The sequence below is a fragment of the Brotocaccenecus cirricatena genome (assembly GCF_020687045.1).
Classification (GTDB): Bacteria; Bacillota; Clostridia; order Oscillospirales; family Oscillospiraceae; genus Vescimonas; species Vescimonas cirricatena.
This window is the reverse complement of record NZ_JAJEPW010000074.1, coordinates 1-11,571: the sequence shown is the minus strand read 5'-3', so window position 1 is coordinate 11,571 and position 11,571 is coordinate 1. Positions and strand designations below refer to the sequence as shown.

At 64.4% G+C, this 11,571-nt stretch carries 10 protein-coding genes; all 10 read left to right on the top strand.

Annotated elements, in window-relative coordinates:
- Positions 1-221 precede the first annotated feature (221 nt).
- The 10 genes from LKD37_RS15260 to LKD37_RS15215 all read left to right on the top strand — a co-directional run bounded on the left by LKD37_RS15260 (position 222) and on the right by LKD37_RS15215 (position 11,333).
- Positions 222-1,562, top strand: coding sequence for a hypothetical protein (locus LKD37_RS15260; RefSeq protein ID WP_302929959.1), 1,341 nt, complete (start codon positions 222-224; stop codon positions 1,560-1,562).
- Between the two features lie 27 nt (positions 1,563-1,589).
- Complete coding sequence (locus LKD37_RS15255) at positions 1,590-2,279, top strand: response regulator transcription factor (protein WP_302929958.1); 690 nt, start codon at positions 1,590-1,592, stop codon at positions 2,277-2,279.
- A 3-nt stretch (positions 2,280-2,282) separates the two neighbouring features.
- Positions 2,283-3,770 (top strand): sensor histidine kinase, encoded by a 1,488-nt coding sequence (locus LKD37_RS15250; RefSeq protein WP_302929957.1) that lies wholly within the window; start codon positions 2,283-2,285, stop codon positions 3,768-3,770.
- Between the two features lie 66 nt (positions 3,771-3,836).
- Positions 3,837-4,784, top strand: a complete 948-nt coding sequence (locus LKD37_RS15245) for a DUF1385 domain-containing protein (RefSeq protein WP_302929956.1) — start codon at positions 3,837-3,839, stop codon at positions 4,782-4,784.
- Entirely contained in the window at positions 4,784-5,650 is an 867-nt protein-coding gene (gene prmC / locus LKD37_RS15240; protein WP_302929955.1) for a peptide chain release factor N(5)-glutamine methyltransferase, read from the top strand. Before LKD37_RS15245 ends, prmC begins: the two co-directional genes overlap by 1 nt.
- A 67-nt stretch (positions 5,651-5,717) precedes the next feature.
- Positions 5,718-6,824 carry a recombinase RecA gene (recA, locus tag LKD37_RS15235; RefSeq protein ID WP_302929954.1) on the top strand — a complete coding sequence of 369 codons (1,107 nt, stop codon included), beginning with the start codon at positions 5,718-5,720 and terminating at the stop codon, positions 6,822-6,824.
- Positions 6,811-7,431, top strand: a complete 621-nt coding sequence (locus LKD37_RS15230; protein ID WP_302929953.1) for a RecX family transcriptional regulator — start codon at positions 6,811-6,813, stop codon at positions 7,429-7,431. The genes recA and LKD37_RS15230 overlap by 14 nt, the downstream gene beginning before the upstream one ends.
- 38 nt (positions 7,432-7,469) lie before the next feature.
- On the top strand, positions 7,470-8,792 hold the full coding sequence (rimO, locus tag LKD37_RS15225) for a 30S ribosomal protein S12 methylthiotransferase RimO (protein ID WP_302929952.1): 1,323 nt from the start codon (positions 7,470-7,472) through the stop codon (positions 8,790-8,792).
- Positions 8,793-8,801: 9 nt separating this feature from the next.
- Positions 8,802-9,323, top strand: a complete 522-nt coding sequence (pgsA, locus tag LKD37_RS15220; protein ID WP_302929960.1) for a CDP-diacylglycerol--glycerol-3-phosphate 3-phosphatidyltransferase — start codon at positions 8,802-8,804, stop codon at positions 9,321-9,323.
- A 255-nt stretch (positions 9,324-9,578) separates the two neighbouring features.
- Positions 9,579-11,333, top strand: coding sequence for a Na/Pi cotransporter family protein (locus LKD37_RS15215; protein WP_302929951.1), 1,755 nt, complete (start codon positions 9,579-9,581; stop codon positions 11,331-11,333).
- The last annotated feature ends 238 nt before the right edge of the window (positions 11,334-11,571 follow it).

The window sequence follows — 11,571 nt, the reverse complement described above, 5'->3', positions numbered from 1 at the left end:
CGGGCAAATTTCGTTCGCGGTGGATAACAAGATGCTGGCTAAAGACCTGTTAAGAACCACAATATATGTCACTTACATGCGGCCCCCGCCCCACCAGTTTTTATTTCCCGGGGCCTGACGATAAATTTTCTGTGACGGGAGCAAAACAGGGCTACACAACCGGCGAAACCTGTGATATGATAGATGAGTGAAAAAATCGGACCGGGGGAGGGATCGTTCTAATGAAACATTTGCCGCAGCGCGTGGCGGCGCTGCTTCTGGCGGCGGTTATGTCGCTGACCCTGACCGGGTGTATGTTCCGCTCGTCGGTGGAGGATCTGTTCACCCTGCCCCGGGTGTCGGCGGAATACGAGGGGCTGTCCCAGGAGCTGGACGACCTGCAGAAGCAGGGCTATGAGCTGGTGGGCCCCAGCACCGGGCAGAACATCCAGCCGGTGCAGATGGTGGACCTGGACAACGACGGCCTGTCGGAGGCCCTGGTATTCATGCGGCTGCAGGACGACGAAAAGCCCCTGAAAATCTTCGTTTTCCGGCCGGAGGACGACACCTATCACCGCCTGTGCGTCATCGAAAGCAGCGGCACCGCCATCGACAGTGTCCAGTATGAGGACCTCACCGGCAACGGCCGGCTGGAGATCATCGTGGGCTGGCGCATCAGCGCCGACGTGCAGACCGTGGCCGTGTATGTGCCCCAGCCGGACCCCTATGTGCTGCTGCAAAGCGGCTATACCCGCTTCACCGTCACGGACCTGGACGGCGACGGCGTCAAGAGCCTGCTGCTGTTCCGCTCGGATAACGATGGCCAGCCGGTGGCGGGGCTGTATATCCGCAAGGACGACGTGATCTCCGCCAGCTACAGCAGCGTGCTATCCTACACCATGGCGGAGCTGAGCCGGGGCAGCGTGGTGGTGGGCAAGCTCTCCGACGGCACCCCCGCCGTGTTTGCCACCGGCGTCAACAGCCAGGGTATGGCCATGACGGATATCCTGGTGTGGCAGGAGAGCGGCGGACTGACCAACATCGCCCAGGACCGGACCACCAGCCTCACCGCCGCCGTGTACCCCTATATGCAGCTCAAGCCCCAGGACATCGACGGCGACGGCAGCGTGGAGATCCCCGCGCCGGAGACTGCCGCCGCCGACGCGGGAAGCGGCGCTGCCGCCAACACCGCCGCGGCGGTGCGGGGGCTGGTCCGCTGGATCAGCTACTGCGGCGACGAAAGCCCGGATGTCCACTGCGTGACCTATCACGATCTGTCCGCCGGGTGGTATTTCCGCCTGCCGGATACCTGGCAGGGGGAGGCCACCTTCACCACCGCCGAAAACGGCGCGTACGAGAGCCAGGTGGTGCTGCTGTCCAACGGACAGCCGGTGGCGGCCCTGTACGCCCTTACCGGCGACAACCGGGAAAAGCGGGCCATGATGGGAAGCCGCATGGCCCTCAAGCGCCAGAACGGCATCACCTACGGCGGGGAGCTGCTGGCCGGGGCCAACTACTGCGGCCTGGACGAGGAGAGCCTGCGCCTGGGCTTCAACCTGGTGATGGCCGAGTGGGCCGCATGAAAATCCGAGGAAAGGAACGTCGAATCCATGAGAAAGGTAATGGTTCTGGAGGATGAATCCAGCATCCGCAGCTTTATTGTGATCAACCTGCGCCGGGCAGGATACGAGGTGGTGGAGGCCGAAACCGGCGAAGAGGCTCTGGACAAGCTCCACGAGAATCCGGACACGCTGGTGGCCCTGCTGGACGTGATGCTGCCGGGCATCGACGGGTTCGAGGTGTGCCGCCGCATCCGGGCCACCAACCCCCGCATCGGCATCATCATGCTGACGGCCCGGTCCCAGGAGATGGATAAGGTCACGGGCCTGATGAACGGGGCCGACGACTATGTGACCAAGCCCTTCTCCCCGGTGGAGCTTACTGCCCGGGTGGACGCCCTGATCCGCCGCAGCAGCGGCGGCACCCAGGAGCTGCCGCCGGGCACCATCAGCCAGCCACCCTTCCTGCTGAACACCCGCAACCGCACCCTGGAGAAAAACGGCCAGCGCATCAAGCTGACCCAGGTGGAGTATTCCATCATGCGGATGTTCATGGAAAATCCCGGCAAGGCCCTGTCCCGGGAGGAGATCCTGGACCTGGTGTGGGGCCGGGACTATTTCGGCGAACTGAAGATCGTGGACGTCAACGTCCGGCGTCTGCGGCTGAAAATCGAGGACAGCCCCACCAGCCCCACCTATATCAACACCGTGTGGGGCTACGGATACAAGTGGGGCTTTTAAGCCATGGATACCAACACGGATAACAAGCTGCGGCTGTTCACCCGGGGACAGGGGAAGCGGCTGAAGCTGCGGGGTCTGCGCCGCCGCTGGCTGGCCAGCAGTGTGGGACCCATTATCGTCATTCTGGTGCTGGTGGGCGTGCTCTCTGCCGCCACCATCAGCTCCAGCCTGGACGCCCGGGCCAGGTCCTCTCTGGAGGCCAAGGCCAAGTCCGGCTCCGACTATTTCAGCGCCTACAGCATGGGCAGCTACAGCGAGTATTACCGCCGGGCCGCCCAATACGTCACAGATTACAGCATGAACGACAGCCTGGCCAAGAACGTGGAGCTGCAATTCATCAACGGCAAGCGCCAGGTGGAGCTGTCCTCCCGGGGCGCCGTGGCCGGCAGCACCCCCGCCACCCCGGAGGTGGGCCGGGCCGTGGAAACCGGCAAGACCGCCTCCTTCTCCGGCCGGGACCCCCTGACCGGCGAGAGCATCCTGGCGGTGTCCAGCCCGGTGTTCTACAACGGGACGGTGGTGGCCGTGATGCGGTTCGTCACCTCTACCCGGCTGCTGGATCAGCAGCTGTGGCTGACGGTGCTGGTGATGGCCGCCGTCATCGCGGCGGTGATCTTCCTGATCTTCGTGTCCAACCTGATCTTCATCAACAACGTGGTGCAGCCGGTGGCGGAGGTGTCCGAGGCCGCCAAGCGCATCTCCTCCGGCAGCTACGGCATCCAGATCGCCAACAAGTATACCGACGAGCTGGGGCAGCTGGTGGACAACATCAACAACATGTCCCTGAAAATCAGCCAGAGCGAGAAAATGCAGACGGAGTTCATCTCCTCCGTGTCCCACGAGCTGCGCACCCCTCTGACGGCCATCAGCGGCTGGGGCGAGACCCTGCTGGGGGATGAGACCGGCGACCCACGCCAGCTGCGCCGGGGCCTGCGCATCATCGTCAAGGAGGCCCGCCGCCTGACGGGCATGGTGGAGGAGCTGCTGGAATTTTCCAAAATGCAGGACGGCCGCTTCACCCTGCAGGTGGAGGAAATGGACCTGCAGGCGGAGCTGGAGGACGCCATCTATACCTATCGGGAGCTGTTCCGCCAGGACGGCATCCAGCTGAACTATCACAGCGATCAGGAGCTGTATACCGAGCTCATCTCCGGGGATCCCCAGCGGCTGAAGCAGGTGTTCTGCAACGTGCTGGACAACGCCGCCAAGCACGGCGGCGCAGGCAAGCGCATCGACGTGGATATGACCCAGGAGGGGGACAGCTATGTGGTGCGTATCCGGGACTACGGCCCCGGCATCCCTCCGGCGGAGGTCCCCTTTGTGAAGCAGAAGTTTTATAAGGGCTCCTCCAAGGCCCGGGGCAGCGGCATCGGCCTGGCGGTGTGCGACGAGATCGTCCAGCGCCACGGCGGCGTGTTCGACATCGGCAACGCCGACGGCGGCGGGGCCATCGTCACCATCCGGCTGCCCATCTCCGGCCAGGAGCTGTAAAAAATAGAACGCCTGTTGCATTTTTGCGGCGGGTGTGTTATGATACTGGAAAGGAACCCATTCCCCATGGAAAAAAACAACAAGCAATTCCGCACCTCCATCGGCGGTCAGGCCCTGATCGAGGGCATTCTCATGCGCGGGCCGGAAAAGCAGGCCATCGTGGTCCGCTCGCCGGAGGGCCTGGTGACCAAGGTGGAGGAGCTGACCCTGATCAAGGACAAATATCCCATTCTGGGCTGGCCCATCATCCGGGGGGCCGTCACGTTTCTGGACTCCATGGTCCGGGGCGTCAAGGCCCTGATGTTCTCCGCCGACTATTACCCCGAGGACGAAAACGTCCAGCCCTCCAAGCTGGATAAGTGGCTGGAGGAGCACGTTCCGGCGGAGAAGCTGCAGTCGGTGCTGGTGTGGGTGTCGGTGATCCTGTCCCTAGGGCTGACCCTGCTGCTGTTTATGCTGCTGCCCACCTTCATCGCCGGGCTGTTCCACGCCCGGCATGCCGCCGTCCACAACCTCATCGAGGGGGCGGTGAAGATTGCCATTTTCCTGGGATACCTGATCCTCTGCTCCAGGCAGAAGGACGTGCGCCGGGTGTTCTGCTATCACGGGGCGGAGCATAAGACCATCTTCTGCTATGAGGCGGGCCTGCCGCTGACGGTGGAAAACGCCCGCATCCAGCCCAAGCACCACCCCCGCTGCGGCACCAGCTTCCTGTTTGTGGTCATCGTGGTGTCCATTCTGTGCAGCAGCATCGTGTTCAGCTATGTGAACTGGCAGAATCTGTGGGTCCGGGTGGCCATGCACCTGCTGCTGCTGATCCCGGTGGTGGGCGTTACCTATGAATTCAACCGCTTTGTGGGCCGCCACGACAACGCCGTCACCCGTATCCTGTCCGCCCCGGGGATGTGGCTGCAGAATTTCACCACCAACGAGCCGGACGACTCCATGCTGGAGGTGGCCATCGAGGCCTTGAAGCTGGTGCTGCCGGAGGAGCAAGGAAAGGACGCCTGGTAATGGCTGTTACATACAACGATCTGACCCTGGATATCCGGCGGTCCCTGCGGCAGGCGGGGATCGAGGCCGCCACCCTGGAGGCCCGGGAGCTGGTGTGCTTCGCCGCCGGAAAGGATAAGGCCCGGCTGCTGCGGGACGGCGCGCTGTACGTGTCCCCGGAGGTGGAGGAGGCGGCCTGGGCGCTGGCCCGCCGGCGTCTGGCCGGGGAGCCGGTGGCTTATCTCATCGGCGAGTGGGAGTTTTACGGCCTGCCCCTGGACATCAGCGAAAGCGTGCTGATCCCCCGGCCCGACACGGAAACCCTGGCCGAGGCCGCCATCGGCTGGCTGCGGCAGCAGGAGGCCCCCCGGGTCCTGGACCTGTGCGCCGGTTCCGGGTGCCTGGGGCTGGCCATCGCCAGCCAGGTGCCCGCCGCCCGGGTGGTGCTGGGGGAGCTCAGCGACGGGGCTTTGCGGGTCTGCCGCCAGAACATCCGCCGCAACGGCCTCACCGGCCGGGTGACGGCCATGCAGCTGGACGCCCTGCGCCCGCCGGTGCAGCGGCTGGGGGACTTTGACTGCATCGTCAGCAATCCCCCCTATATCCCCTCCGGGGATATTCCCGGGCTGGACGCCTCCGTCCGGGATTACGAGCCCCACATGGCCCTGGACGGCGGGGCCGACGGCCTGGACTTTTACCGTGCCATCCTGCGGCATTGGCCTGCGGTGCTGCATCCCGGCTCCCGGCTCTATTTTGAGGTGGGCATCGGCCAGGCCGACGACGTGCTGCGGCTCATGCGCGGCGTGGGCTTTGGCGACCTGGAAATTCTCCCGGACCCGGCGGGCATTCCCCGGGTGGTGCTGGGAGCCCTGTATCAGGAGATCTGACTGTCCGCTTTTCCGGACAGGCTTTGTGATACCATCACGGCAATATAAATTAGAGGAGGAGACGAAAATGGCAGCGAAAAAGGATACCTCTGCCGCAGTCCCTGCGGGCTCCGACAAGAAAAAGGCGCTGGAGACCGCCATGCAGCAGATCGAAAAAATGTATGGCAAGGGCTCCATCATGCGCTATGGTGAAAACGCCGAAACCAACGTGGAGGCCATCCCCACGGGCTCCCTGGCCCTGGACCTGGCTCTGGGCATCGGCGGCGTGCCCCGGGGGCGCATCATCGAGATCTACGGGCCGGAGTCCTCCGGTAAGACCACCCTGGCCCTGCACATTCTGGCCCAGGCCCAGAAGCTGGGCGGCGAGGTGGCCTTTGTGGACGCCGAGCACGCCCTGGATCCCACCTATGCCCGGGCCCTGGGGGTTCGGATCGAGGACATGCTGATCTCCCAGCCGGACACCGGCGAGCAGGCCCTGGAGATTACCGAGGCCCTGGTCCGCTCCGGCGCCATCGACGTGGTGGTGGTGGACTCCGTGGCCGCCCTGGTGCCCCGGGCGGAGATCGAGGGCGAGATGGGCGACAGCTTCGTGGGCCTGCACGCCCGGCTTATGAGCCAGGCCCTGCGCAAGCTCACCGGCGTCATCGCCAAAACCAACAGCATCGTCATCTTCATCAACCAGCTGCGGGAAAAGGTGGGCGTTATGTACGGAAATCCCGAGGTCACCACCGGCGGCCGGGCTCTGAAGTTCTATGCCTCCGTCCGCATCGACGTGCGCCGCATCGAGGCTTTGAAGTCCGGCGGCGAGATCATCGGCAACCGCACCCGGGCCAAGGTGGTGAAAAACAAGGTGGCGCCCCCCTTCCGGGAGGCGGAGTTTGACATCATGTATGGCGAGGGCATCAGCCGCCTGGGCGAGATGCTGGATCTGGGCGTGAAGCTGGACCTGGTCCAGAAAAGCGGCTCCTGGTTCAACATGGGCGATATCCGCCTGGGCCAGGGCCGGGACGCCGCCAAGCAGTATTTCCGGGATCACCCCGACGAGGCCGACAAGCTGGAGGCCGCCATCCGCCGGGACTTCCACAAGCTGATGAGCAGCCAGTCCAAGATCGCCGCCAAGGCGGCGGGCCGGGCGGTGGACGTGTCCGCCGACGACTTCGATGACGAGGATTGAGCGCATCCAGCCGTCCCTGCACAAAAAGGACCGGGTGCTGGTGTATCTCACCGGCGGCGACCTGCTGCGCATCACGCCGGAGGAGCTGCTGCGGTTTGACCTGCGGCCGGGCATGGACCTGGCGGAGGACGTGCTGGAGGAGCTGAACCGGGCGGCCGCCCGGTCCCTGACCCGGCAGCAGGCGGCGGAGATGGCCGGACGGCGGATGCTGTCCCAGAAGGAGCTGTCCGACCGGCTGGTGAAAAAGGGCACGGACCCTCAGGAGGCTCAGGAGACCGCCCAGTGGCTGGCGGACCTGGGTGCGGTGGACGACGCCGCCTATGCCGGGGTCATCGTGCGGCACTATGCCGCCATGGGCTACGGCCCCGGCCGCGTCCGCCAGGAGCTCCAGCGCCGGGGGGTGCCCCGGGACCTGTGGGAGGATGCCCTGGCCCAGCTGCCGGACCCGGAGGAGGCCATCGACAAATTTTTGGCCGCCAAGCTCCGGGGCAAGACCCCGGACCGGGCCACGCTCCAGCGGCTGTCCGCCGCCCTGCAGCGCCGGGGCTTCTCCTGGCAGGATATCCGCCCCGCCCTGGCCCGGCTGGACCGGGAGCCGGAGGATTGACCGGCACATTTACAACTTCACGCAAAGGAAACACAACCATGAACGTATCATTCGTATCCCTGGGCTGCGACAAGAACCGGGTCAACACCGAGCAGATGATGGCCCTGTGCCTCCAGGCGGGCATCACCGTCCAGGAGGACTGCCCCGGCAGCGACGTGGTGGTCATCAACACCTGCGGCTTCATCGACAGCGCCAAAAGCGAGGCCATCGACACCATTCTCTCCGCCGCCCAGCTGAAGGACGCCGGGGAAATTCAGAAGATTCTCGTCACCGGCTGCCTGAGCCAGCGCTATCAGGCGGACATTCTGGAGGAGCTGCCGGAAATCGACGGCATCATGGGCACCGGCTGCTTCGGCGACATCGTGCCTGCCCTGGAGCAGGTGATGGAGGGTCGGGAGTGCCGCCACTTTGCGGACATCAACGGCCCGGTGGAAGAGCTGCCCCGGGTGCTGTCCACCCCCCGGCACTATGCCTATCTGCGGATTGCGGAGGGGTGCAGCAACCGCTGCGCCTATTGCGTGATCCCCTCCCTGCGGGGCAACTACCGCTCCCGCCGGATGGAGGAGATCCTGGCCGAGGCCCGGGCCCTGGCGGAGGATGGCGTGCGGGAGTGCATCGTCATCGCCCAGGACATCACCCGCTACGGGGTGGACCTGTACGGGGAGCGCCGTCTGCCCCAGCTGCTGCGGGAGCTGTGCAAACTGCCCTTCCACTGGGTCCGGCTGCACTATCTGTACCCGGACAACCTGTCCGACGAGCTTATTGACACCATCGCCGGGGAGGAGAAGATCTGCAACTATCTGGATATTCCCATCCAGCACTGCAACGACGCGGTACTCAAGGCCATGCGCCGCCGGGAGACCAAGGCGGGGCTGGAGGCCCTGTTTGCCGACCTGCGCCGCCGCATCCCCGGCGTGGTGCTGCGCACCAGCCTCATCACCGGCCTGCCCTATGAGGACGAGGCCGCCTTCGAGGAGCTGTGCAGCTTTTTGGGGGAGCAGAAGCTCCAGCGGGTGGGGGCCTTTGCCTACTCCCCGGAGGAGGGTACCCCGGCGGCGAAGATGCTCAACCGGGTGGACACCGAGGAAGCCCAGCGCCGGGCGGAGCTGGTGATGGAGGTGCAGTCCCAGGTCATGGACCAGTTCAACGACAGCCGCATGGGCGACACCGTGGAGGTGCTGTGCGACGGGTGGGACGGCCAGTCCATGAGCTATGTAGGCCGCAGCTACGCCGAAAGCCCCGGCATCGACGGCAATATTTATTTCACATCCGATCAGCCCGTGGAAGCGGGAGATTTTGTCCGTGTGCGCATCACCGGGGCCATGGACGGCGAGCTTACCGGTGAACGAACGGAGGAATGAACCATGCCCATGAATACCGCCAACAAACTGACCCTGGCCCGGGTGTTTCTGATCCCGGTGTTCCTGGTCATTGCCTACTGGGGCTTCCCCGGCAGCCGCTATGTGGCCCTGGCCGTTTACATCGTGGCCTGCCTGACGGACCTGCTGGACGGCTACATCGCCCGCCACTATAACCAGGTGTCGGATTTCGGCAAGTTTGCCGACCCCCTGGCGGACAAGTGCCTGGTGATGGCGGCCCTGTGCTGGTTCGTGGAAACCGGCGACATGATGGGCTGGGTCCTGGCCGCCGTGCTGCTGCGGGAGTTCGCCGTGTCCGGTATGCGGCTCATCGCCGTGGAAAAGGGCCGGGTCATCGCCGCGGGCTGGTCCGGCAAGGTCAAAACCGCCAGCACCATGGTGTGCATCTGCCTGATTCTGTTCGGCATTCCCCACTGGCTGAACCTGGTGTGCCAGGGGGTAATCCTGGTGACCACTGTCTACTCCGGCGTGGAGTATTTCGTGAAAAACTGGGACGTGTTTTCCGAAGAGTAAGGCTTTTGGCCGTTTTCAGTGCCCGGTGATGTCGGGCCGACGCAGCCCGCCGAGGACGTCGGCCCCTACAGGTGCTCTATCGGCGATTCGCTGCCCCCATAATCGAAAATTTTTCCTGATACACCACCGTAGAGGCGGACGACTCTGTCCGCCTCTAAAATTTTACATAGATTTTACACACCCATTACAACGGATTTGACATACACCCTTTATACTGTCAATTGTCAAAAAGCTGGAATGAGGGAGTAAAGAATTATGACTATTTTCAATGCGCTGACGCTGGTGGGCGGACTGTGTCTGTTCCTGTTCGGCATGAACGTGATGGGCCAGGCCCTGGAACGCCGGGCCGGCGGCAAGCTGCGGACCCTGCTGGACAAGATGACCAGCCGGGTATTTGTGGGCTTTCTGACGGGCCTGGGCATCACCGCCATCATTCAGAGCTCCTCCGCCACCACGGTGATGGTGGTGGGCTTCGTGAACTCGGGGCTGATGACCCTGCGCCAGGCCATCAACGTCATCATGGGCGCCAACGTGGGCACCACCGTCACCGCGTGGCTGCTGAGCCTGGCGGGCATCGACAGCGGCAGCGCCTGGGTGCAGCTGCTGAAGCCCTCGTCCTTTACCCCGGTGCTGGCCCTGATCGGCATCATCTTCTATATGTTCTGCAAGTCCGACAAGAAAAAGGACACCGGCACCATCCTGCTGGGCTTCGCCACCCTGATGTTCGGCATGGAGACCATGAGCGGGGCCGTGTCCGGCCTGAAGGACGTGCCGGAGTTCACCCAGCTGTTCCTGATGTTCCGCAACCCCATTCTGGGCGTGCTGGTGGGCGCGGTGCTGACGGGCATCATCCAGTCCTCCTCCGCCTCCGTGGGCATTCTGCAGGCCCTGTCCGTCACCGGCGGCGTCAGCTATGCCGCCGCCATCCCCATCATCATGGGCCAGAACATCGGCACCTGCGTCACGGCCATGCTGTCCTCCGTGGGCACCAACAAAAACGCCCGCCGGGCCGCCGTGGTGCACCTGATGTTCAACGTCATCGGCGTGGTGGTGCTGCTGACCCTGTTCTGCATCGTCAAGGCCATCTTCGCCCCGGCGATTCTGGACCGGCCCGCCACCATGTACGGCATCGCCATCGCCCACTCGGTGTTCAACATCCTGTGCACCGCCATGCTGCTGCCTGCCGGAAATCTGCTGGAAAAGCTGGCCATCCGGCTGGTGCCCGACGCCCAGCGCCGGGAGGAGACGTCCGAGCTGGACGCCCGCCTGCTGGCCACCCCTGCCCTGGCCCTGGGCCAGGCCCGGAACGTGGCCGGGGAGATGGCCGCCTGTGCTGTCCGCGCCCTGGAAAACGCTCTGACCTCCCTGACCGGCTACACCCCGGAGCTGGCCCGGTCCATCCGGGAGGACGAGGAGCGCTGCGACCACTATGAGGACATCATTGGCACTTATCTGGTGCAGCTGAGCAGCCACTCCCTGTCGGACAGCGAGAGCCAGGAGTCCACAGAGCTGCTGAAAACCATCGGCGACTTCGAGCGCATCTCCGACCACGCCGTCAACGTGCTGGAGTCGGCGGAGGAGCTGCAGAGCAAGGGACTGTCCTTCTCCCCGGCGGCCATGGCGGAGTATGAGACCCTGGCCCGGGCCATCCGGGAGATCCTGCACCTGTCCCTGGATGGCTTCCGCCAGAACGACGCCGCCCGGGCCGCCCGGGTGGAGCCCCTGGAGCAGGTCATCGACAAGCTGAAGGAGGAAATGCGCACCCGCCACATCCTCCGCATGCGGCAGGGACAGTGCAGCATCGAGGCGGGCTTCGTGTGGGCGGACCTGCTGACGGACCTGGAGCGTACCTCGGACCACTGCTCCAACATCGCCGGCTGCGTCATTGACGCCGCCCGCCACAACCTGAACCTTCACGAGACCCTCCGGGCCGCCCAGACCCAGGACCCCGACTTCGCGGGCCGCTTCCGGGACTATGCCCAGACCTACCGCCTGCCGGAGGGGGAATAAGAAAAAACACCCAAGCGTAAAGCAAGGCCCCCGGCGCTGCCGGGGGCCTTGTCTGCGCAAAAAAAGCTTTCTATTTGGGGGCTTTTCCTGTATAATATATAGTTGCGGGCCTTTTGACAGGCCGTTAAGAAGGGAGAAACCCATGAAACGATATCGCGTGCAGGCCCTGTGCCTGCTGCTGGCGGCGGCGCTGGCCCTGACCGGGTGCGCCCCCCGCCCGGGGGGGGTGGACACCCGC

What these genes read in the sequence shown, in the direction of transcription:
- LKD37_RS15260 (WP_302929959.1), top strand. Translation starts at nt 222, where the DNA reads ATGAAACATTTGCCGCAGCGCGTGGCGGCGCTGCTTCTGGCGGCGGTT.
- LKD37_RS15255 (WP_302929958.1), top strand. Translation starts at nt 1,590, where the DNA reads ATGAGAAAGGTAATGGTTCTGGAGGATGAATCCAGCATCCGCAGCTTT.
- LKD37_RS15250 (WP_302929957.1), top strand. Translation starts at nt 2,283, where the DNA reads ATGGATACCAACACGGATAACAAGCTGCGGCTGTTCACCCGGGGACAG.
- LKD37_RS15245 (WP_302929956.1), top strand. Translation starts at nt 3,837, where the DNA reads ATGGAAAAAAACAACAAGCAATTCCGCACCTCCATCGGCGGTCAGGCC.
- prmC (WP_302929955.1), top strand. Translation starts at nt 4,784, where the DNA reads ATGGCTGTTACATACAACGATCTGACCCTGGATATCCGGCGGTCCCTG.
- recA (WP_302929954.1), top strand. Translation starts at nt 5,718, where the DNA reads ATGGCAGCGAAAAAGGATACCTCTGCCGCAGTCCCTGCGGGCTCCGAC.
- LKD37_RS15230 (WP_302929953.1), top strand. Translation starts at nt 6,811, where the DNA reads ATGACGAGGATTGAGCGCATCCAGCCGTCCCTGCACAAAAAGGACCGG.
- rimO (WP_302929952.1), top strand. Translation starts at nt 7,470, where the DNA reads ATGAACGTATCATTCGTATCCCTGGGCTGCGACAAGAACCGGGTCAAC.
- pgsA (WP_302929960.1), top strand. Translation starts at nt 8,802, where the DNA reads ATGAATACCGCCAACAAACTGACCCTGGCCCGGGTGTTTCTGATCCCG.
- LKD37_RS15215 (WP_302929951.1), top strand. Translation starts at nt 9,579, where the DNA reads ATGACTATTTTCAATGCGCTGACGCTGGTGGGCGGACTGTGTCTGTTC.